We start from the raw sequence: 23699 nt of genomic DNA on the forward strand, positions 1-23699 counted from the left end.
TGTATTTTCGAAATGATTAAAAAATATAAAATCATTTTTCTTTTTTTACTGAAGCATCAATATTTGTTGTATTTACAATATAGAGCGGTCTATCTTTCACATTATTATTTATCCTACTAATATATTCACCGATTACACCAATAGAGAGAAGCTGAATACCCCCTATAAATGCAGCACTTATTATTAAAGACGTCCAACCTGTAATGGTTTGTTTTAAAATATAATGGGAAAATATGGCGAAAATGATCAATAAAAATGAAAATATAGAAATAATAAAACCCAAACGGCTTACAAAAAGTAAGGGTTTGTCTGAGAAACCGGTGATTCCGTCAAATGCTAGGCGAAACATTTTTCCATAGGTATAACCAGATTTTCCATGTTGCCGCGAATCTCTATTGTATAAAACATAAGTTTGTTTAAATCCCAACCATGCAATCTGACCTCTCAAAAATTTATTCTGCTCAGGCATTCTTATAATGGCCTCAACCACTTTTTTAGATATTAACCTGTAATCGCCGGCATCTAACGGAATATCAAAGGATACGATGTTTTTTAATACTCTATAGTACAGTTTAGCCGTCAACTTTTTTAAAAAAGATTCCCCTTTACGCTTTTGTCGTTTTGCATAGACCACATCAAAACCTTCTTTATGTTTGGCATATAATTCAGAAATTAACTCAGGTGGATCTTGAAGGTCTGAATCAATAATTACTACACAATTAGCGTTACAATATTCCAAACCTGCAGATACCGCAATCTGATGTCCAAAATTCCTACTTAATTCGATATAAAAAACATTTGCATTTGCTTGCGCTATTGTAAATATTTTTGATCCAGAATTGTCGGTGCTCCCATCATTTACAAATAGAATTTCATAATGTTCGGTTATTGAAGAAAGCGTTCTTATTAACCTATCATACAATAACTGTAAATTTTCAGCCTCATTAAAAACAGGTATTATAACGGAAATTTCATTTTCTTGCATAATCTAAACTTAATCACTTTACTAATATAGCTAAATCAATTCATTTGATTTCTTACCCTCTGAGATTGATAAATATTAAAGTAAGGATTACTCCATACTATCTGGTAATCATTTCGTATTAAAAATGCATTCATAATAGCATTTCGTTCATTACTATGGGTGTTATTATTGTCTTTACGCGTTGACATATAGTCTGGAATTGGTTGAGAAAACCTATGTATAGTTTCAAATTTTTGCTGCACAACAATTGGTAAAACCGGTATTTCGCTTTCTGCTTTATGCAGTTTTTTTTCAAATGAATTGTAGTCATAAATCCAGACCCAAGGATTATACATATATGGCTTAGTTTCTGTTAAAAAATGTACCATCGGTATGTTGTCATAACTCATTAAATAATCATCGGGTTCTACAAATTCATTTAAATTAATTAGTAAATTATTGACAATATCAGCTCGTCTTTCGGTTGTGTAAATTCCTTTAGCTAAAGGACTATTTATGGCATAGGTCTTTTCAAATCTATTACCATCATCAAAATATGATTGTTGCGAAATATTATAAGCTTTAAGTAATAAAAATGATACTATAATTGCATACAGAAATAAATGAACGGATCGCTTGGATAGTGTAAGGTGAGAGTTTATTTTTAAGTATTTTGATTTTTGAACCAATAAATCAAAATTATTTATCATATAAAAAAATAATGGCAGACCAATATAAATCGCCATATAGCCACTATTCCTTATACCTCCTCCGGTACCTAAAGTGATGGTGATGAGTGTGAACAAAGACAAAAAGCTAATTAGTTTTATTTCATCATTTATCTTTTTCATCAATAAAATGGAAAAACTACCCATTAAACATAAGCCATAAATGGGGTAAATATTTTGCGTATCGAACCAGAGCGCAAAAACGATAACAGCAAATACAAAAATAAGTGCGGTCGCAATTTTATTTTGCGGTAAAATCCGTCTCATAAAATAGAGTGAAACCACTATAAAGAGAAGTTTAATGAATTCAATACCAATATTTTTGTAATTATAATAGGGTGCTTTAAAAACTGATTTAAAGTTATGTGAACTATCCTTAGTATTACCTAAATCATTTATTGTAAGCAGTGCATTTTTCATTATTTCTAATTGGCCAAGCAAGCTCAAAGCAATAAACACCAATAAAAAGCCAAGAACTGACCCAATTCCAATAAATAGAACTGGTTTTATAGAATTCAACACGGCTTCTTTTCGTAAATAATAAGCGTAAGGCACCACTAGAACTAGAGAAAACAACACCAAGTTCGGAATCCGCGTAAAGACGTTAATACTTAGTAAAGTTCCAGACAGTATGTATAATCCCATATTGTTTTTTACAACGGCCTTAGTTAACACATACATTATTAAAACCGCCATAAGTGCAGTTAAATGATTATGGTAATAGGTTAGAAATCCGTAATCATTTACAAAAAGCGCCATGACTAATGCCAAAAGCAAAAATTCTTGTTTTAAATATGGCTTTAACAATTTATAGGACAGATAAAAAATTAAAGTATTTACGATTATCCCCAGTATTCTAAACCATAAAATACCACCATCTTCAAATAACAAATACCACAATCCTCCTATAACACCAGAAAACCAGTACAAAAAATTATATTCAACACTTTCGGGATTAGCAAAAATTTGCTGATAAAACGTTAAAACAAAACCATCATCACAAACATCAAAGCCTTGAAAGGCGATTAACAACTGTAAAAGCACCACAATTAACAAAGTAACTTTAAATAAATTATTTTTGATGAAGATGATTGCTCGTTTCATATAAAGTGAGCCAATTTAGACTATAAGAATTTTTGTAAAAATCAAATATAACATCTTATTTAAATGTTATTCCATTAATTTAGCCGCAATAAAAAATAGAATAAAAAAAAGTGTCATTAAATTTCGATCCCCGAAAAATCTTAAGCCACCCTGTGGTTTACACCAGCTATCAAAAAATTGTTGGTGGTTATAGAGCCCGTAAACTATTTGTTGAAAACAACGTAAAAATTAAACCTGGACAAAAAATCCTTGATATTGGTTGTGGCCCAGGCGATATTTTAGAATTTCTACCAAAAGTGGATTACACAGGCATTGATTTAGATGCCAATTACATTGCACAGGCTAAAAAAAAATATGGAAATAAAGGACAATTCAAATGTGCTGGAGTTGATGGATTAGATCTCGAGGAGAACCACACTTTTGATATCGTAATTTCTGCTGGAGTACTTCATCATTTAACCGATGAGCAATGTTTCAATTTGTTTGAAATAGCAGTTAAAGCGTTAAAACCAAATGGTCGTTTTATTTCTTTTGATGGTTGTTATATCCCGAATCAAAATAAAATTTCCGCTTATTTTTTAAGAAAAGATAGAGGGCAATTTGTAAGAACGCAGCCCGAGTATGAGCGCCTTGCTAAAACTTATTTTTCTAATGTAGTGTCAACTATTGACGAATCTTATTTTTTTATCCCTTATACCTCAATAATTATGGATTGTAAAAATTCGTAATTAATTATTTTAACTATATTCATAAAAAAAAGAGAAACATTTTTCAATGTTTCTCTTTTTAAATTTATAATAATATCGAATATTACATATTTTTATTACGCTTACGATCTACTTCTTTCAAATAAATCTTACGTAATCTTAAATGATTAGGTGTCACCTCAACATACTCATCCTTCTGAATATATTCTAATGCTTCTTCTAGAGAAAACTTAATAGCTGGAATAATCTTAGCTTTATCATCTGCACCAGACGAACGTACGTTACTTAACTTTTTTGTTTTAGTTACGTTAACCGTCATATCATCACCACGCGAATTTTCACCAATCACTTGACCTTCATAAATATCTTCACCTGGATCTACGAAAAACTTACCTCTATCTTGTAATTTATCAATAGAATAAGGAATTGCTTGTCCGTTTTCCATAGATACTAAAGATCCATTCTGACGCTCTGGGATTCCACCTTTTAAAGGTTTGTAAGCTACGAATCGGTGTGCCATAATTGCTTCACCAGCCGTAGCGGTTAACAACTGATTTCTTAAACCAATAATACCACGAGAAGGCACCAAAAATTCACATACCATACGGTCGCCTTTCGCTTCCATACTAGTCATTTCACCTTTACGCATGGTTACCATTTCAATCGCTTTACCCGAAACACTTTCTGGTAAATCAATAGTCATTTCTTCAAAAGGCTCACATTTAACTCCATCAATTTCTTTGATGATTACTTGTGGCTGACCAATTTGAAGTTCGTAACCTTCACGACGCATCGTTTCAATTAAAACCGATAAGTGTAATACACCACGGCCAAACACCATAAATTTATCCGCACTATCTGTTTCTTCAACACGTAAGGCTAAATTCTTTTCAAGTTCTTTCGTTAAACGATCTTTAATATGACGAGACGTTACAAACTTTCCGTCTTTTCCGAAGAAAGGAGAATCGTTAATAGTAAATAACATACTCATGGTTGGTTCATCGATAGCGATGGTTTTTAAACCTTCAGGGTTTTCAGCATCGGCAACAGTATCACCAATTTCAAAACCTTCTAAACCTACAATCGCACAAATATCTCCAGTTTGAACTTCGTCAACTTTTAATCGGCCAACACCTTCAAACGTATGTAATTCTTTAATCTTACTCTTTACAATTGAACCATCTCTTTTTACCAATGAGATTTGTTGGTTCACTTTTAAATTGCCTCTTGTTAAACGTCCAATAGCAATTCTACCTGTAAACGAAGAAAAATCTAAAGACGTAATTAACATCTGTGTAGTGCCTTCATCAAATTTTGGTTCAGGGATATGCTCAATCACCATATCTAATAATGGCTCAATATTGTCTGTTTCGTTTTTCCAATCGTCACTCATCCAGTTGTTCTTTGCAGAACCGTAAACGGTTGGGAAATCTAATTGCCATTCTTCTGCTCCAAGTTCAAACATTAGATCAAAAACTTTCTCGTGTACCTCATCTGGTGTACAGTTTTCTTTATCAACTTTGTTAACTACTACACATGGTTTCAATCCTAAATCGATTGCCTTTTGTAATACAAAACGTGTTTGTGGCATTGGGCCTTCAAATGCATCTACTAAAAGTAGAACACCGTCTGCCATGTTCAATACACGCTCAACTTCACCACCAAAATCGGCGTGACCAGGTGTATCAATAACATTTATTTTAGTGTCTTTATATACCACAGAAACGTTTTTAGAGGTAATTGTAATTCCTCTTTCTCTTTCTAAATCGTTGTTATCTAGAATTAGATCTCCTGTGTTTTCATTTTCACGAAATAATTGACAGTGGTACATGATTTTATCTACCAATGTGGTCTTTCCGTGATCGACGTGTGCAATAATTGCAATATTTTTAATCTTAGTCATAACTTGATGCCAATTTTTAAGCGTGCAAATGTACGTCTTATTCTTCTCTTTTCGTTAATAATATGTTATTATTTAACACACACGTAATACCAATTAGTATCTTTCGTTACATAATTGATTAACAGCGCCAAGCCTATTTTAAATCGGAATCCTCAAAAGACTTATTATTGTTAGTCATTGCGAATTAACTTAACCCTTAAAATTAACGAATGCATACCATTAGTAAATACATGAAATTTATTCCTTACCTCTATTTTATATCGGTAATTGTGTATTGGTTTACAACTCTAAATAAAATTACAGGAATCAACGCCTATCCCATTTTACTCTTTGGAATCCCGTTTGTATGGCAATTGATAAAACCGAGCAAAAAACTAAACTTTTCATTAGGTATTGTGTTTGTTTGTCTTTCCTCTTATTTAATTTTTGCTTATTTATTCGATTTGCTAAATATTATTAACTGGTTTGAAACTTCAAAAAAAATATTATTTTATGGTGGAATTTTAATTATTGGAAACTTAATAATGTCACTTTGGATGGTACGAAATAGTATAAAGCGGAAGTTTTAGTTGCGATATTAGACTATTAATTGAACATTCAATAATTCATTTTCTAAATAATCTTACCTGCTTTAATCTATCATAATAGTATAGTCATACTCAAAATTAAAGGTTTGAAGTTTCTTTTTCGATATACCAAATGCAGCATGTTATACGATTACAGCTAATTCTAAATAATAGTTTAAGCTTTGACCAAGAGCTTTACCCCATTGCCCCCGTCAATTCCACCACTTAGTATTTCTATACTTGATAACCTTAAATATGTGGTATCCACTTAAATTTTTTAATGATAAAGGTTGTTACCTATAGGAGTATATTATTTGAGCTTATATAGTATATTTGCTAAACATCAACGCTTTTATATCGATATGGATTTGAAATATATACCTAAATTAAAACACACTGATTCAGACAACTTCTTTCTACTTTGTGGCCCTTGCGCTATTGAAGGTGAAGATATGGCTCTACGTATTGCGGAAAAGGTCATAAATATCACAGATAAACTTGAAATTCCATACGTATTTAAAGGCAGCTTTAAAAAAGCCAATCGCAGTAGAATTGATAGTTTTACAGGTATAGGCAACGAAAAAGCACTCAAAATTCTTAGAAAGGTATCTGAGACTTTTGATATTCCAACAGTAACAGATATTCATGAAGCTTCTGACGCGGCTATGGCTGCAGAATTTGTAGATGTCTTGCAGATTCCTGCGTTTTTAGTGCGACAAACCGATTTGGTCGTTGCTGCTGCGGAAACCGGAAAAGTGGTCAACCTAAAGAAAGGACAATTTATGAGCCCTGAAGCTATGAAACATGCCGTTCAAAAAGTAAAAGACGCTGGTAATGAAAAAGCCTGGATTACAGACCGGGGTACCATGTTTGGCTACCAAGATATGATAGTCGATTTTAGAGGCATCCCTACCATGCGCCAATTTGCACCTACAGTCTTAGATGTAACGCATTCATTACAACAACCCAACCAAAGTGCTGGGGTTACAGGTGGCCGACCAGATATGATTGAAACTATTGCCAGAGCTGGAGTGGTAAATAATGTAGACGGTTTATTTATAGAAACCCATTTTGATCCTGCAAATGCTAAAAGTGATGGCGCTAATATGTTACACTTAAATAATCTAGAAAGTCTTTTGACCAACTTAGTAAAGATTAGAAAAACTATAAATAGTTTATAATATTATAATACACATTTTGAAAAACCCCATTGAAATAAGGCAAGCTACATTAGAGGATATTCCTGAAATTACCTCAATATTTAGAAATACCATAATTCATATTAATAAAAAGGATTATTCAGAAAAACAAATAAAGATTTGGGCATCTGGAGCAGATGATCTTGAAAAATGGAAAGAACGCATCGATAAATTCTATTTTATTGTTGCCGAAGTAGATCACCATATTGTAGGTTTTGCATATTTAAAAAACGGGAATTATTTTGACGGCCTCTTTGTTCACAAAGACTATCAACGTCAAGGGATTGGTTCAAAATTATTACGCATTATAGAATCGCAAGTGATGAGTAATGATTATCAAGTTATAAAATCTGATGTTAGTAAAACGGCACTGCCTTTTTTTGATAATAAATATTATGAAGTCATTAAAAAGCAAAAGAAAAATTTGAAAGGGGTTGTTCTTGAAAATTATTTGGTTGAAAAAATGCTTTAGATTTTATTTGTGAAGCTTCAATCGCTTAGTTTAGTTTTCAGTGACATTTGGTTTATCTTTCATATGAAACTATTCACGAAACACTGAGACAAACTTAATACTAAAAAAGCGTTTTTTAATACAAGTGACATCCTTATAAGCCAATTTAACTTTCAAATACTCACTTCTAATGGCTTATGTTTTCAATTCAATATAAATAATTTCACCATTACAATCATTTCCATTTAGTAGCACTAATGGGTTAATAGCACATTCTACACGATGAAATTGATTTAAATTTTTATAGTACATCTACTTTAATGGTTTATAATAAAAAGCTTATCTTCTAAAAAATCCTTTCTTATTTTATTAAAAATATTATTTATAATTTGTACCTCTTATTAATAGATATGAGTAAGCCTTTACAAGATAATATTTGCGAATCCCAATTATTTGAACGGTTATACAAGAAACACGCTAAAAATCTGCATGATTTCCTATATTATAAATTTGGTGCGTATTTAAATCCGCAAGACAAAGTTCAGGAGGCATTTATAAAATTATGGCAAAATTGTGGTAAAGTTGCCCCTCCGAAGGCTAAGAGTTATTTATTTACTACTGCAAATAATTTAATGCTCAATGCTGTAGCCCATCAGAAAGTAATTTTAAAATATCGTAAAAATCCACAGAAGCAGTCTACTAACGAGAATCCCGAATTTGTATTACAGGAAAAAGAATATCATCAAAAACTGCAAAAAGCCATTAGCAATTTAACCGAAGCTCAGCGCGTCGCATTTTTAATGAACAGAGTTGAAGGTAAACGATTTAAGGAAATTGCTACGCTTTTAGGTATTTCTGTAAAAGCCGTTGAAAAACGTATTTATGGCGCTTTGAAGACGTTGCGAACGGAGATCGCAGAACTTTAGACAATGGCCAGTAATAATACAAGATGTAACATAAAAGAACCCTAGACTACGGGAAATTTCATGGTTATGGATTGTTTATTGAGAACTATTACTGAGAAATTTTGAATTTTACCAAGGTAGGGATTTTTAAAACTAACCTGTTATATACTTGAAATCATAAGGTGACGGAACAATTGAAACGAGAAGAACTTATAAAAAAATGGTTAGATAACAACCTAAATACGGAGGAGGAAAAAGCTTTTGAACAGCTCGATGATTATAACGAACTAATTATAATGGATACGGCTTTAAAAGATTTTAAAGCTCCTGAATTTTCCATTGACAAAACTTACTTAACATTAAAACCAAATCTAAAGCCTAAAAAATCAAAACCGTTGTTAAAACCTTTGCTCCAAATTGCTGCACTTCTAGCAATAGGTTTTAGCATTTATTATTATACGTCGAACTTAAATACTGAAATCGAAACACCAATTGCACGGCAAATATCGATTGAGTTACCAGATCTTTCTATAGTAAATTTAAATGCCAATTCATCACTATCTTTTAACGACAGTAATTGGAGCGATAATAGAGTCGTAAATTTACAGGGTGAAGCCTTTTTTAAGGTTGCTAAAGGCCAAATATTTGATGTAATTACAAGAGATGGAATGGTTAGTGTATTAGGCACACAATTTAATGTGAAACAACGTGAAGCCTATTTTGAAGTGACTTGTTACGAAGGTTTAGTGAACGTTACGTACAATAGTAAACAGTTAAAATTAAAACCAGGGAGTACTTTCAGACTAATCGATGGAAAAGTGCTAGTTAATAAACAAGAAAACATAATACAACCCCATTGGTTAGGTGGTGAAAGTAGTTTTAATAGTATCCCTTTAAAACACGTGATTGCTGAATTTGAGAATCAATATGATATAAAAATAGATATTGCTGATATTGATACCTCACGCTTGTTCACAGGAAGTTTTACACATAATAATTTAGATTTAGCCTTGAAATCTGTTACAATACCATTAAATTTAAACTACAGTAAATTAGGAAAATCGATCTTACTTAAGCGTGAATAAAAAATTACGGTCTTTAATTTTCTACGTAGTAACGAGTCTCGTTTGCAGTCTTACATACGGTCAGCAGCAAGAAGAACAACAACCACTTGCTCAGATTCTTTTAGAGATAGAAAATAAATATGACGTTAAATTTTCTTTTGAAACCAAAACTATTGAGGGTATTTTAATTACTTCCTTACCTCCAAACTTCAACTTAGATCAAGTTATTAATCAATTAAAATTAATTACAAATCTTAATTTCGAAATTTTAAGCAAACGTTTCATTGCAGTTACATTAAAGTCAAACTCCGATAGTGAAAATGCAATTCAACAATTAGAGGAAGTTGTAGTCACTAACTATCTTACGAAAGGTATTTCGAAAACTAATAATGGAACCATCGAAGCAGACACCAAAGATTTTCAAATTTTACCCGGATTAATTGCGCCAGATGTGCTTCAGATTGCACAAAAGTTGCCAGGAATAATTAGTGTAGATGAACGTATTTCTAATATCAACGTTCGTGGTGGCACCAACGATCAAAATCTTATTTTGTTTGAGGGAATTAGAATGTACCAAACCGGACATTTTTTTGGCCTTATCTCTGCTTTTAATCCATATCTGTCTGATAATTTTACGGTTTTCAAGAACGGAACGAGTGCTAAATATGGCAATGCCGTATCGAGTACGATAACCATAAGAAACTCAAACGATATAAAAGAAAAAACAAATGTCGGTATTGGAAGCAATTTACTAAGTGTTGATGGCTATACAACTATTCCATTATCCAAAAAAATGGCATTACAACTCGCTGCAAGACGTTCGTTTACAGATCTTTTAGTTTCTAATACTTATGATTCTTATTTTGAGCGGATTTTTAAAGATTCTGAATTAAATTCTTCTAATAACAAAACTCAACTAGCACTTGACGAACGCTTTCTTTTTCATGATTTTAATGCTAAATTGTTATATGATATTGATGCTTCATCCAAATTGAGAGTCAATTTAATTAACATGTATAATAACCTTAATTATAATCAAGTTTTTACCACAACAAACAATAATTTTCAAAGTACAGAAAGCAAACTAAATCAAGAGAGTTTTGGCTTGAGTACAACATACGCGAACGTCTTGAAAAATGACGTTAATCTATCTACAGAGCTGTATTTTTCTAAATATGATTTATACGCCCGTAATAATGACATAACGAATAATCAAATTGTAAAACAGGAAAACAAAGTTGAAGATTATGGTGCACGATTAGATATATCGAAAGTAGTGAGCCCAAGTTTAAAAATAAATCTTGGCTATCAATTCAATGAAATAGCGGTTACGAATTCTGAAGATATTATTAACCCAGATTTTATGAGCATAACCAAGGAAATTATAAGAACACATGCCTTATTTGGTGAAGTCGTTCGTTTTTCAAAATCGCGCAATACCTATTTTCGATTGGGAGCTAGGGTTAATTATTTCAATCAACTTAAAGCACTGATTATTGAACCGCGTTTTGCTTTTAACCAAAAGCTATCGGAATCCTTTAGATTGGAAATATTAGGAGAACTAAAGAGCCAAACTGTTAGCCAAATTATCGATTTACAACAAGATTTTTTAGGTATAGAAAAACGTAGATGGCAATTGGCAAATGGCAGAAATTTGCCGATAATAAAAAGCCAACAAGTATCGGCTGGATTAATTTATAATCAAAATGACCTTTTAGTTACAATTGAAAGTTATTACAAAAATGTGAGCAATATTACTGCTCAGAGTCAAGGGTTTCAAAATCAATTTCAGTTTACGAATGATATTGGATCTTATACCGTAATAGGTTTTGATTTTTTAATTAACAAGCGCATCAAGAATTTCAGTACATGGGTGAGTTATTCATTTAGTAAAAACGATTATCATTTTGAAAATTTGAATAAAGGACATTCATTTGCAAACACCTTAGACCTACAGCATGTAGTTAACGCTTCTTTAATTTATAATCTGAGTAATTTTAAATTGGGTTTAGGATTTAATTGGCATTCCGGAAAACCATACACTACCCCTACTTCTCAGCAAGACAACAATAACTCTATAATTGAATATAATTCACCGAACCACTCCCGTTTACCAGATTATTTTAGAACAGATATATCGGCAATTTATAATTTTAGAATTTCAAATAAAGTGAAAGCGAATGTTGGGGCTTCCGTTTGGAATGTTTTTAATCATACCAATGTTGTTAACCGCTACTATACTAATGATTCTGAAGACTCTCTAATTAAAAACGACAACCGTTCTTTAAAATTCACACCGAATGTTAGTTTTAGATTAAGTTTCTAAATTCGATATGTTATTCTTATTGAGAATTAATTATTCCTTCAATATCCAATCTTGTCTAAATATTTAAAAAATTCAAAGTGTAACTTAGCATTCTCAATCAACAAGCAATAAAATTTCAGTTTACTCTGAGCACAATTAAATATTTTTTACAGCCCTATTCCCATTTGTTTGCGGCATAGCAAGACTAATTAATAACATATTAGAGACGCTATGGTGTTTAAATCTCAGTTTAACAAAACAATCCAATTCATAGATCACAAATATTTCAAGTATTAAATTGGTATTTTTAGGGCATTCCAGCAATTACTTTACTAGTTCCTTTACCATTCTCTTTTCGTTTTTGTTTTTCAATATTTTTTTTGATTTTATCAATTGCTGATTGAATTGATTTATCTGGTTCAATGAAGTTATATTTCCCCCAAAAATTAGCGTCAGAAAATCCAGAAATAGCATCTGTAATAATTACAGTTGGTCTTAATTTGTCTTTATTTCTTATCTTTTTATCTGTTAAATTAACCTCCCAATCGGTAACTGCCATTTCGCTAGATAACGTATACACTTTATTGAAAAGTTGACGTTTTTTGTTGACTTTAAATTTTAAGCTTAATGTAGAATAACTGTAATACCATTTTCCGTCTTTGGCTTTATAATCTACTTTATAGTTAGCCTCCAATGGATAAACTACAATATTAGTAGGTTTCTTTTTTACCAAAAGGTTTTTCGTTTTACTCCTATTACTTAAGTCCAACGCATAGTTTGCACTTACCAACGCTAGTGATTCTACATCGATAAAAAGTTTACCGAAATAATTTATTTTAAAAGCGTTATCCTTGGGTCTAAAATCAACAACATAAACGGTTCTATTATTTATGGTAGTAGGTTTATCAAAAGTAAAATTATACGACATTATACTTTCTTCATTAAAAATATATTCAGGATACTTCATAACATCCAAATAAACTGTAGAAAATGGGCCACCTTGCAATTTTACAGATACGGTATCCAAACGTTTATAGTCTGTACTTTTACGGGCTTTCCCTAATTGAATGGCGTCATGGAGTTGCGATGTTGTCGGTTGTTTTAAAATATTAACAACCGCCTCCGTTAATGATACATTTCTATTACGTCGTTTTATGGTTTCCCTATAAAATGCCGTCATAAACACGGATTGTTCTTCTAAATTTTTATTCTTATCACTAAAGACTTTTTTTACTAAACGCTCAGCATTTTTAAAAGCCGAAATACTCACAGCAGATAATTTTGTAACGGCTCTGTATAACTTTATTGTATTATCCTCGTTGAGCAGTTCTGTTAAAGATATAACATACGTATTGTAATCTAGAAGTGAAACGGCTACTTTTGAATCTGTATAACTACTAGGAACTTTAAGTGTAAATTCCCCTTCAGAGTTTGTAATTGTACTAATATTAGTGCCATTAATATTTAAACTTACGGCTTCTAAAGCTTTGTTAGTTTGGCCATCAACAATAGTGCCGTTGTAGACATTAAAATCTGTTTGGGCATGAAGCGAAAATGCCAAAAATAATGCGGCAATAATGGTACCTGTGAAACGCTTTAAATTGAGAGATTTTTCCATAACAGTATATTTTAATGAACGACTTAGCTTTCCCTAAGATACAAAAAAACTAAAAAAACACCTCTATACCAATATGTTAAAACATTTTAACCCTGAAATTATGAATTTAGATTTCTACATACGATCAGGAACCGCAATCCCTAATACCTGAAACGCATTTTTCACCGTATAGCCTACTAATCTAGATAAATCGATTCTGAAGCATTTTTCCGCCTCTAAATCAGCACCGAATATAGATACATTCTGAAAAAATGAATTATACATTTTAACCAAATCATAAGTATAATTCGCAATCAATGCCGGACTATGTTGCTCTGCCGCATTTTGGATTACTTCGGGAAACAACTCTAATTGCTTGATTAATTCCTTTTCCTTATCGTGCATAACAACCGCATCATTGGTAGATATAGAAGCCACATTATCAGAATCAGCTTTTCTTAAAATTGACTGAATCCGCGCATAAGTATACTGAATAAATGGCCCAGTATTACCTTGAAAGTCGATAGATTCTTTTGGATCAAACAAGATTCGCTTTTTAGGGTCTACCTTTAAAATGTAATATTTTAAAGCTCCCAATCCTATGGTTTTGTAGAGTGCTTTCTTTTCGTTTTCATCATAATCTTCAAGTTTACCTAATTCATTAGAAATCTCTTCAGCTGTATCTGCCATTTCCTGAACTAAATCATCAGCATCTACAACCGTTCCTTCCCTACTCTTCATTTTCCCGCTAGGCAAATCAACCATACCGTAACTTAAATGAAATAGATTTTTCGCCCAATCGAATCCTAATTTCTTTAAAATTAAAAATAGAACTTTGAAATGATAATCTTGTTCATTTCCAACGGTATAAACCATACCGCCTACATCTGGATAATCTTTAATTCGTTGAATTGCGGTACCGATATCTTGAGTCATGTAAACCGCTGTACCATCGCTACGAAGCACTATTTTTTCATCCAAACCATCTTCGGTTAAATCGCACCAAACTGAACCATCGTCTTTTTTGAAAAAGACACCAGTTTTTAAGCCTTCAGCAATAAATTCTTTTCCTAATAAATACGTATCGCTTTCGTAATAATAAGCATCAAAATCGACTCCGATATTTTTATAGGTTTCTTCAAAACCTTTATAAACCCATTGGTTCATTTCGTTCCAAAGTGAAACAACTTCTTCATCACCAGCCTCCCATTTAATAAGCATTTCTTGAGCTTCTAATAACAACGGAGCATTTTTCTTTGCTTCTTCTTCGGTGTTGCCCTTTTCAATTAAATCCGCTATTTCAGCCTTATACTCTTGGTCGAACTTAACATAGTAATTTCCAACCAACTTATCGCCTTTTAGATTTTCTGACGGTGTTTCACCTTGTCCAAATTTCTGATAAGCTAACATACTTTTACATATATGAATACCTCTATCGTTAATAATTTGTGTCTTATATACTTTCTTCCCTGAGGCTTTCAAAATTTCAGACACGCTGTAGCCTAAAAGTACATTTCTTACATGCCCTAAGTGTAATGGTTTATTGGTGTTTGGAGATGAATATTCTACCATAATAGCTTCGTCATCCTTTTGGTCTATAAAACCATAATTAGTTTTATCTTTTATAGCTTGAAAAAAATTGAGATAATAAGAATCACTAATTTCAATATTCAAAAAACCTTTAACCACATTAAAGCCAGTCACTACTTCCACATTATCTACCAAATATTGACCTATTTGATTGCCAATAACTACAGGATTGCCCTTTACCACACGCAACATAGGAAACACCACCACCGTAATATCACCTGCAAACTCCTTACGAGTGGCTTGAAATTCTACCGATTCTAATTCCGATTGAAACAACGCTTTTATAGCGGTTTTTACATGTAATTCTAGGGTCTCTTGAAGGTTCATAGTCCTGCTTTATTGTAATATTTTAAACGTTTGCAAAGATAGTAGTTTTAATGTTTTAATAGGATTCTGTACAGACATAATTACGTAACTTCGATAAAGGTTAATAAGTTTGAAAAATATAGGAATGCCAATAGTTCTAAAAAACAATAGAAGCCAAACGACTTATATGAAATTATTACAATATATATTTATAATTGCCCTAATAGCGCTAACCTCTTGTTCTAAAAATGATAATTCAGACCATAATAATGACGTTGATGATGATCAAGAGCAAAAAACGTTCTATGCTGGCATGGATTTATCTTTTCAGAGCGAATTAGAAAATTACAATATAGATTATAAAGATGCTGAAGGGAATTCTATAGAACTTCTCGATTTTGTGAAGTCTAAAGGCACCAACTTAGTTCGATTGAAACTTTGGCACTCCCCACAAAATGGTGAAAATGGTTTAGAAGACATAAAAGCTTATGCGCAACGCGTTAAATCTAAGAACATGAATTTTTTGCTCAATTTTCATTATAGCGACTATTGGGCAGATCCTGGTACCCAAACCCCACCTAGTGCCTGGCAGAACCTATCTTTAACAGATTTAAAAGTGGCCGTTTATAATTATACTAAAAACGTAATCGGGCAATTAAAATCACAGCATACGCTTCCAGATATAATTCAAATTGGTAATGAAATTGATAATGGTTTTCTTTGGGACTATGGTAAAGTTTGGAATGCGTTCGACGGTAATTGGGTTAACTATACTAGTTTAGTTTCTGAAGCCATTAGAGCCGTTAGAGAAATGGATACTGAAAATGAGATAAAAATTATGCTGCATCACAGTAATGTTGAAAATTCCATTTACTTCTTCTATAATCTTCAAACCTTCAATCTCGATTTTGATATAATAGGTTTATCCTATTATCCACAGTTTCAAACTAAAGATTTGAATTTAGTAGCTTCAAAGTTAAATAATTTAGCAAATAGATTTAACAAAGATATTTTAATGGTTGAAGTGGCATACCCTTTTACATTAGAATGGAATGATAATCTCACTAACTATATTGGCAGTACAAACCAAACAATTTTAGAATTTGCACCTACACCTCAAGGACAAAAAGCCTATATGGAGTGGCTCATCACAACTATAAGGAATATTCCAAATGATAAAGGCATAGGGTTTTGTTATTGGCCCCAGACTGGGTCGCTTTTAACGGCAACGAAAGTACAACCACCAACGGTACATCTTGGGAGAATCAATGCGTATTCGATTTCGACTTAAAAGCTTTACCTATTTTAGAAGCATTTAATCTGAACTAAAAAAACAATTGACTGTTCTAAACGCGTATTTCATCGAGAAGACAGTAGTACTTCCATGATTTTTGCAGTTAGTCGAAACGGCCATTTTTAAAAAAAAATTATTTGTCGTTTCAACTAATTTATTGGTATTAAGACCAAATAATTAGTTTAATCGTTTACATAATAGCACTTTTGAAAGGCTATTAATCAATGTCCCAAAACATTAATGAGGCTTAATAATCAAACATTAACCACATTGTTATTGTTTTGTGTTAACTTACTTTTTACATCCCTCTCTAAAAGTTTTTCGCACCAAAACAGCGCAATTCGTTTTAACGCTATTTTAAGATGAAACAGTTATTAACATTAGCTGTTTGTCTTGTATCGTTTGCTATTTTTTCACAATCAGAAAAAATAGATGAACTTTCGGTACAATTGGCCTATCAAAACGCAGATTCCACAAAAGTGGACATGTCGCTTGTTCTCATAAACGAGCTGTATAATATTGCAGATTATGAAATGGCTTTGCTATATGTTAACCAAACCTCAAAACTTTCTAAAGAATTAAATTACACCAAAGGCCTAGCAGAAAGCAGTTACTATAGAGCCTTAATTTACACCACACAAAACGATTATCTAAACGCTATTGATAATTATAACAAATCTCGAGATTTCTACTTAAAAATAAGTGATACACTCGGTGTAGCTAAAGTGAGTAATAGTATTGGTCTCATTGAAATTCAACGCGGAAATTATACTGTAGGTTTACAAAATTCCTTATCCGCAATCTCTATTTTTGAGAAGCAGTATTTAAAAGACGAATTGAGTGCGGCTTATAATAATTTGGCCGAAGCTTATTATAAAACCAATCAGATTGACAAAGCGATTGAATTTAATTTTAAAGCTTTGGACGTTAGAACACAAATTAATGACAACGATGGCATAAAATTGTCCACTAAAAATATTGCAGAACTCTATTCTATCTTAAAAGAACACAGAAAAGCTATTGAATACTACGAAAAAGCACTTAGTATTTTAGACCCTAAAACAGACCAAGTGTTGCGTGGAGAAATTTTACCTAAACTGGGAAGTGAATATTTACGTTTTAAAGAGTATGATAAGGCTTCTGAATATTTAGTAGAAGGTTTAAAGTACAACAGAAAACAAGACAATAAAGAAGGACTTTTACAAGCTTTAAATGCCATTGGAAATTTAAATCTTCAAAAGAAAAAAATAAAACTAGCTGAAAGACAACTTAATGAAGCTTATGCTATCGCTCAGAAAACTAACAACAAAGCAGAACTGTTAAAAAACTATAAACTTCATATTGCCTTAGATTCTACTCGTGGGTATTATCAGAATGCTTTTTTCTGGCAAACAAAATTCTACAATTTAAAAGATTCTTTGCTCAGTATAGAGCAACCTATTTTTCCAACAAGTATTCAGCCTTTAAATTTAATTGACGATAATACAAAGGCCGAAAATAATTCGATTAGTGTGCCACAAGATCAAACCATGACCTCATCTTGGTTTAACAATCCGGGGTTTCGTTATAGTACTTTTGCAGCATTCGCAATTTTATTCTCAATCCTAGTAATTAGTTTACTAAAAACGAAATCACACAAACAAGAATTAATAACACAAAAAACCATATTAGCGGAAGAAAAAGTTAGAACCGATGCTATTTTAGAGCAAACTCATCATTTAGAAGAAGTTAACCAAGTAAAGGATAAACTCTTTTCAATTGTATCGCACGATTTAAAAGATTCAATTTCTTCAATAAAGGCCTTTTTAGATTTGTTAAATGAAGATAACATTTCTAAAGATGAGTTCTTTGAACTAATTCCAGAACTCAGTGAAAATGCTAATAATGCATCATCATTGCTATTCAATTTACTAAATTGGTCTAAATCGCAAATGCAGAACTTAGAACCGAAACCTGAGATGTTTAATATTCAAGATGTTTTTCATGCTAAAATTGCCTTAGTTGAGCAAAAAGTAGAAGACAAGCGTATTGTATTAATTGACGAATCTCAGCGCGATTTTGTATTTGCAGATCGAAGTATGGTAGAAATTGTAATTCAGAATTTAATCACTAATGCTGTTAAATTTAGCAGAACTGGAGACGTAATTACCATTTCTAATAGTGATGTCAATGGTAAAGCTTTGATATGTGTTGAAGATACCGGTGTCGGCATTGCCCAAGAGAATATTGATAAACTATTTGCTGCACATAAAAACTTTACGACCGCTGGAACTAAAAATGAAAAAGGAACAGGTCTTGGCTTATCTATTGCCAAAGATTTAGTAGAATTAAACAATGGTAGAATTTGGGTAGAAAGCACACAAAATGTGGGTAGTAAATTCTATATTGAAATACCTAAAGCAGAATCTCAAGCTTAATTTATCTTATCTCAAATGATTTAAGTTGGGCTTTCTAATGTGTGATTTAAAATTAAATTTTCAAAAATCAACGATCTAAACTTAAGAATTATTTTAGTTCACAAATTAGATTGAGATTAAGCATGGCGCAATCTTAATTCTAAAAACTTATAGTTTTAATTTTATTTTTTAGGCAAGAACACCTCTGCCATCATGCAACGTGCACTTCCACCACCACAAGTTTCGATAGTGTCTAAAGAACTCGAAAGAATTGGACAATACTTTTCAATAGCTTTAATTTGATTGTCAGTTAGGCTCTTATGTGCAGCTTCGCTCATAACTAAATAGCGCTGTTCGTTTTCACCTCGTAACTGTAACATGTTTCCTGCAAACTGGTGCATCTGAGCTTCAGAAATAGAAATGATTTCCCTGCCATCTTGTTTTAAATGTTTTACAACATTTTTACGCTCTTTTTTATCGTCGATTGAATCTAAACAAATCACAGCAAATTTTTCTGCCAAACACATCATTACGTTGGTGTGATAGATAGGTAAACGATTTCCTTCAACGTTTTGCTTTGCTGTAAATATTATAGGGGAATATTCAAAATCTTCGCAAAACTCTATAAATAAATCTTCATCTGCTCTAGGAGACAATGCACAATAGGCTTTTCTATTTATGCGATCTAAGATTACACTTCCTGTTCCCTCTAAAAAAACACCTTCAAGCTCGGCGGATGTATAATCGATGATATTTTCAATCTTAAACCCCTCTTTCTCTAATCTAATAAAAACCTCATCTCTACGCTCCCGTCTTCTATTTTCTGCAAACATTGGATACTTTGCCACATCCCCATTACTGTGAAAACTCACCCAATTATTAGGGAAAATTGAATCTGGAGTATCGTTTAATTTATCATCTTCTTCCACGACCACATCAACACCTACTGCACGCAATTTTTCAACAAATGCATCAAATTCGTTTTGCGCTTGTGCATTAATTTTAGTATTTTTTATATCCAAATCTTCTTGAAAATAATTATTGACAGCCGTTTGCTCGTTCATCCTAAAATTTACAGGACGAATCATTAGAATAGTATTTGTTATTTGTTGCATTTATAGAAAATTAAAAGTGCTGCAAAATTAACGTTTTTTATAGTTGGAAAAACAGATAAAACACACCTTTTAACAACTATAATTTATTAAGTTTGAAAGCTACTATAAATCAATATTTTAATATGAAAAAACTCTTATTTCTAGTCTTAATGATTTGTTCTTGTACTGACAAACCAGAGAAACAAGATGAAGCTTCTAAAAACGATACTGTTGATTTTACAACCACATTCGAAAAATCACAAGGACTCGAAACAGCTACCTACCAAGAAACCATCGATTATTTTTACAATTTAGCAGAGTCCTATGCTGAAATTTCAATTCAAACCATTGGGGAGACTGATTCTGGTAAACCATTACATATAGTAACTTTAAACATGAATGGTTCTGGTGATAATTTTGAAGAATTAAGAGAGAACAACCGCATTTTATTAATAAATAACGGCATACATCCTGGAGAATCTGATGGCATAGATGCGACCATGATGCTGTTTAGAGATATGGTTAATGGTAAAATCATTCCGCCGAAAAACACGGTTATTGTTACGATTCCGATATACAATGTTGGTGGAAGTTTAAACCGAAATTCTACCACAAGAACAAATCAAAACGGTCCGAAATCATACGGGTTTAGAGGTAATGCTAAAAATTATGATCTCAATCGCGATTTTATAAAATCGGATACCAAAAACGCTAGAACTTTTGCTCAAATTTTTCATTTGGTACAACCTGATGTTTTTATCGATAATCATGTTAGTAACGGGGCAGACTATCAGTATACCCTAACTCATTTGTTTACACAACACAACAAATTGGGCGGGCCACTTGGCCACTTTATACATTCTGAAATGATGCCAACATTAGAACAAAAATTAAAAGCCAAATCATGGGATATTACACCTTATGTTAACGTATTCAATCGCACACCAGATTCTGGATTTACGCAATTTATGGATTCTCCACGGTATTCAACAGGGTACACCACCCTGTTTAATACTTTAGGTATGATGATAGAAACGCACATGCTTAAACCTTACAAACAACGTGTAGAAGGCACTTACGAATTAATGAAAAGTATGATTGAAATTACAGATGAGCACGGAGCTGAAATTTCGGAACTTAGAAATAATCAAAGTCAACTTTGGTCCTATGGAAAATCATATCCAATTGCTTGGTCTGTTGATACTACTAAAACCTCAACATTACTATTTAAAGGTTACGAAGGTGAAATGACACCTAGTGAATTCACCGGTGCAAAACGTTTAAAATACGACCGAACAAAACCTTTTACAAGAGACATTATTTATAACAATTATTTTAGGGCAACGGATTCTATTAGCATCCCAAAAGCCTATATCATTCCTCAAGGTTGGCACGAGGTTATTAATTTATTGAAGTTGAATAATGTGGAATTCAAACAATTTAAAACGGATACGACATTAACAGTTGAAGCCTATAAAATTGGAGCTTTTCAAACCCGAACATCTCCATATGAAGGTCATTATGCACATTATAACACTACTGTAAATTCTTCGAGTAAGAATATGAAATTTAGAAGCGGAGATTATTTAATCTATACCAACCAAAACGCTATTCGCTACTTATTAGAAACTTTAGAACCGAGCGCGACAGATTCGTTTTTTAACTGGAATTTTTTCGATACTATTCTTCAACAAAAAGAAGGATTTTCACCGTATGTTTGGGAAGATAAAGCTGAACAATTGTTAAAGAACAACCCAAAACTTCAAATGGAATTTAACGTAAAAATTAGCTACGACGAAGATTTTGCTAATAACTGGTATGCGCAGTTAGATTGGTTGCATAAACAAAGTGAATATTATGAAACTGCTCATATGCAATATCCTGTTTATAGATTAAAATAGACAATTATAGTTAACAGCATTTTAGTAAACATAAGCTTATCATTTTTTCGTAGAAATCATAAAACTACTAATAAAACAGTGGTTCAAAATTTATATAAACATTTTTTAATGCTTGTAAAACCAATCAAAAAATAATATACATTTGTATAAAATATAAATAGCGTAACGCGCTCTAAATGAACAAATACATTGTTGTAAATCAGCCTGAAAAATGGAATTTTTCAATTGATAACATCACCGTAATTTCCTCACAAGATTATCTTACTAACCCAAAGTATTCCTTATTAAAAAATGCACGAATTTTCAATTTGTGCAAGGATTACTCATACCAATCAAAAGGATATTACGTGTCACTTTTGGCAGAGGCCAGAGGTCATTTACCAATACCGACCACAAAAAATATAGTGGACCTTAAAACTTTAAAACTCGTTAGAATCGTATCAGATGAGTTTGATGATGTCATTCAGCAAAGCTTAAAAAATATAAAATCGCAAGATTTTACTTTAAGTATTTATTTTGGTCAAAACGTCGCTCAGAAATATAAAAACTTGAGTGCGTTGTTTTACAAGCATTTTCAAGTGCCATTTTTACGGGTTAATTTTAATCATACCACAAAATGGAACATTCAAAGTATAAAAGCGATTTCAGAATCTGAAATTCCAGAAGAACATATATCTAGTGTACACTTATTTGCTAATCAGTACTTTTCAAAAAAACGTTACGATACGGCGAAGGTGGCAAATTACGATTTTGATTTGGCTATTTTGGTCAACCCTAACGACCCAGCACCTCCGAGCAATTCCAAAGCCTTAAAAAAGTTTGTGGAAATTGCAGAGAAGATGAATATTTACACCGAAATTATTGAACCCAAAGATTTAACTCGGCTATCTTCTTTTGATGCGCTTTTTTTAAGACAAAGCACAGAAGTGAATAACGAAGCTTACATGTTCGCTAGAAAAGCACAACAAGAAGGGATTGCCATTATTGATTATCCAAATGCGATTTTAAGATGTTGCAATAAGGTGTATATGGCAGAAGCGATGAATAACGCTAATATAAGTACACCAAAAACTGTTATTGTACATAGCAATAATAGAAATTCGGTACTAGATCAAACAGGGTTACCTTGTGTTTTAAAAGCACCCGATTCTACCTTTTCTTTTGGTGTTAAAAAAGCAAAAAATAAAGAAGAATATGATGCATTGGTTACTGAGATGCTAAAAGAATCAGATTTAATCATTGCCCAAGAATTTTGTCCTTCAGATTACGATTGGCGCATTGGCATAATTGACAACAAACCGTTTTATGCTTGTAAATATTATATGGCCAAAGGCCATTGGCAGATATATAATTGGAAGGCTAAAGATAAGAACGATCAAGATGGTAATGCAGATTGTTTACCAATGGAAGATGTTCCAAAAAATGTTATTGATATCGCTTTAAAATCTGCCAAACTAATGGGGTTGGGACTTTATGGTATTGACATAAAAGTGGTGGACGACAAACTTATGGTTATAGAAATCAACGATAACCCAAATATTGATTTTGGCGTGGAAGATGCACATTATGGGGATTTGGTATATATGGAAATTCTTTCCGCTTTAAAAAAACGATTAGATTAAAAC

Annotated in this window: 17 protein-coding genes; 11 read left to right on the forward strand and 6 right to left on the reverse strand. The window is 32.2% G+C overall.

Going from position 1 to position 23699, the window contains the following annotated elements:
- Window positions 1-31: 31 nt before the first annotated feature.
- A complete protein-coding gene (locus QMA06_RS07730) occupies window positions 32-985 on the reverse strand; it encodes a glycosyltransferase family 2 protein (RefSeq protein WP_290206298.1) in 954 nt (317 codons plus the stop codon).
- A 35-nt stretch (window positions 986-1020) separates the two neighbouring features.
- The gene (locus QMA06_RS07735) at window positions 1021-2796 is read right to left on the reverse strand and encodes a hypothetical protein (RefSeq protein ID WP_290206299.1); all 1776 of its coding nucleotides are present in this window, start codon (window positions 2794-2796) and stop codon (window positions 1021-1023) included.
- A gap of 110 nt (window positions 2797-2906) precedes the next feature.
- Between QMA06_RS07735 and QMA06_RS07740 the strand changes: the two genes are divergently transcribed.
- Window positions 2907-3524, forward strand: coding sequence for a class I SAM-dependent methyltransferase (locus tag QMA06_RS07740; protein ID WP_290206300.1), 618 nt, complete (start codon window positions 2907-2909; stop codon window positions 3522-3524).
- Window positions 3525-3606: 82 nt separating this feature from the next.
- Here QMA06_RS07740 and typA read toward each other — a convergent pair whose 3' ends face one another.
- Window positions 3607-5406 (reverse strand): translational GTPase TypA, encoded by a 1800-nt coding sequence (gene typA, locus QMA06_RS07745; protein WP_290206301.1) that lies wholly within the window; start codon window positions 5404-5406, stop codon window positions 3607-3609.
- Window positions 5407-5615: 209 nt separating this feature from the next.
- On the opposite strand from typA, the gene QMA06_RS07750 reads away from it, so the two are divergent.
- From QMA06_RS07750 to QMA06_RS07775, 6 genes are all read left to right on the forward strand, one after another.
- On the forward strand, window positions 5616-5975 hold the full coding sequence (locus tag QMA06_RS07750) for a hypothetical protein (RefSeq protein WP_290206302.1): 360 nt from the start codon (window positions 5616-5618) through the stop codon (window positions 5973-5975).
- Window positions 5976-6334: 359 nt separating this feature from the next.
- Complete coding sequence (gene kdsA, locus QMA06_RS07755; RefSeq protein WP_290206303.1) at window positions 6335-7153, forward strand: 3-deoxy-8-phosphooctulonate synthase; 819 nt, start codon at window positions 6335-6337, stop codon at window positions 7151-7153.
- A 16-nt stretch (window positions 7154-7169) separates the two neighbouring features.
- Window positions 7170-7643, forward strand: a complete 474-nt coding sequence (locus QMA06_RS07760) for a GNAT family N-acetyltransferase (RefSeq protein ID WP_290206304.1) — start codon at window positions 7170-7172, stop codon at window positions 7641-7643.
- 389 nt (window positions 7644-8032) lie between these two features.
- On the forward strand, window positions 8033-8548 hold the full coding sequence (locus tag QMA06_RS07765) for an RNA polymerase sigma factor (RefSeq protein ID WP_290206305.1): 516 nt from the start codon (window positions 8033-8035) through the stop codon (window positions 8546-8548).
- 161 nt (window positions 8549-8709) lie between these two features.
- Complete coding sequence (locus QMA06_RS07770; protein WP_290206306.1) at window positions 8710-9612, forward strand: FecR family protein; 903 nt, start codon at window positions 8710-8712, stop codon at window positions 9610-9612.
- Window positions 9605-11917, forward strand: coding sequence for a FecR domain-containing protein (locus QMA06_RS07775; RefSeq protein ID WP_290206307.1), 2313 nt, complete (start codon window positions 9605-9607; stop codon window positions 11915-11917). Before QMA06_RS07770 ends, QMA06_RS07775 begins: the two co-directional genes overlap by 8 nt.
- 286 nt (window positions 11918-12203) lie before the next feature.
- On the opposite strand, the gene QMA06_RS07780 is transcribed toward QMA06_RS07775, so the two are convergent.
- A complete protein-coding gene (locus QMA06_RS07780; RefSeq protein ID WP_290206308.1) occupies window positions 12204-13514 on the reverse strand; it encodes a carboxypeptidase-like regulatory domain-containing protein in 1311 nt (436 codons plus the stop codon).
- A gap of 114 nt (window positions 13515-13628) precedes the next feature.
- Window positions 13629-15410 (reverse strand): arginine--tRNA ligase, encoded by a 1782-nt coding sequence (gene argS / locus QMA06_RS07785; protein WP_290206309.1) that lies wholly within the window; start codon window positions 15408-15410, stop codon window positions 13629-13631.
- A gap of 166 nt (window positions 15411-15576) precedes the next feature.
- Here argS and QMA06_RS07790 point away from each other — a divergent pair, with 166 nt between their 5' ends.
- Together QMA06_RS07790 and QMA06_RS07795 are read left to right on the forward strand one after the other, a co-directional pair.
- Window positions 15577-16680 carry a glycoside hydrolase family 53 protein gene (locus QMA06_RS07790; protein ID WP_290206310.1) on the forward strand — a complete coding sequence of 368 codons (1104 nt, stop codon included), beginning with the start codon at window positions 15577-15579 and terminating at the stop codon, window positions 16678-16680.
- A 365-nt stretch (window positions 16681-17045) separates the two neighbouring features.
- Window positions 17046-19100: a tetratricopeptide repeat-containing sensor histidine kinase gene (locus tag QMA06_RS07795; protein ID WP_290206311.1), complete on the forward strand. Its 2055-nt coding sequence runs from the start codon at window positions 17046-17048 to the stop codon at window positions 19098-19100.
- Window positions 19101-19261: 161 nt separating this feature from the next.
- On the opposite strand, the gene ctlX is transcribed toward QMA06_RS07795, so the two are convergent.
- The gene (gene ctlX / locus QMA06_RS07800) at window positions 19262-20194 is read right to left on the reverse strand and encodes a citrulline utilization hydrolase CtlX (protein ID WP_290206312.1); all 933 of its coding nucleotides are present in this window, start codon (window positions 20192-20194) and stop codon (window positions 19262-19264) included.
- 122 nt (window positions 20195-20316) lie between these two features.
- On the opposite strand from ctlX, the gene QMA06_RS07805 reads away from it, so the two are divergent.
- Window positions 20317-22074 carry a M14 family metallopeptidase gene (locus QMA06_RS07805; protein WP_290206313.1) on the forward strand — a complete coding sequence of 586 codons (1758 nt, stop codon included), beginning with the start codon at window positions 20317-20319 and terminating at the stop codon, window positions 22072-22074.
- A 176-nt stretch (window positions 22075-22250) separates the two neighbouring features.
- Window positions 22251-23696: a RimK family protein gene (locus QMA06_RS07810; RefSeq protein WP_290206315.1), complete on the forward strand. Its 1446-nt coding sequence runs from the start codon at window positions 22251-22253 to the stop codon at window positions 23694-23696.
- Window positions 23697-23699 lie beyond the last annotated feature (3 nt).

This window comes from Winogradskyella bathintestinalis (genome assembly GCF_030407435.1).
Taxonomy (GTDB): Bacteria; Bacteroidota; Bacteroidia; order Flavobacteriales; family Flavobacteriaceae; genus Winogradskyella; species Winogradskyella bathintestinalis.

Coding starts and splice junctions, on each gene's coding strand:
- QMA06_RS07730 (WP_290206298.1), bottom strand. CDS start 985: ATGCAAGAAAATGAAATTTCCGTTATAATACCTGTTTTTAATGAGGCT.
- QMA06_RS07735 (WP_290206299.1), bottom strand. CDS start 2,796: ATGAAACGAGCAATCATCTTCATCAAAAATAATTTATTTAAAGTTACT.
- typA (WP_290206301.1), bottom strand. CDS start 5,406: ATGACTAAGATTAAAAATATTGCAATTATTGCACACGTCGATCACGGA.
- QMA06_RS07750 (WP_290206302.1), top strand. CDS start 5,616: ATGCATACCATTAGTAAATACATGAAATTTATTCCTTACCTCTATTTT.
- kdsA (WP_290206303.1), top strand. CDS start 6,335: ATGGATTTGAAATATATACCTAAATTAAAACACACTGATTCAGACAAC.
- QMA06_RS07765 (WP_290206305.1), top strand. CDS start 8,033: ATGAGTAAGCCTTTACAAGATAATATTTGCGAATCCCAATTATTTGAA.
- QMA06_RS07780 (WP_290206308.1), bottom strand. CDS start 13,514: ATGGAAAAATCTCTCAATTTAAAGCGTTTCACAGGTACCATTATTGCC.
- argS (WP_290206309.1), bottom strand. CDS start 15,410: ATGAACCTTCAAGAGACCCTAGAATTACATGTAAAAACCGCTATAAAA.
- QMA06_RS07790 (WP_290206310.1), top strand. CDS start 15,577: ATGAAATTATTACAATATATATTTATAATTGCCCTAATAGCGCTAACC.
- QMA06_RS07795 (WP_290206311.1), top strand. CDS start 17,046: ATGAAACAGTTATTAACATTAGCTGTTTGTCTTGTATCGTTTGCTATT.
- ctlX (WP_290206312.1), bottom strand. CDS start 20,194: ATGCAACAAATAACAAATACTATTCTAATGATTCGTCCTGTAAATTTT.
- QMA06_RS07805 (WP_290206313.1), top strand. CDS start 20,317: ATGAAAAAACTCTTATTTCTAGTCTTAATGATTTGTTCTTGTACTGAC.
- QMA06_RS07810 (WP_290206315.1), top strand. CDS start 22,251: ATGAACAAATACATTGTTGTAAATCAGCCTGAAAAATGGAATTTTTCA.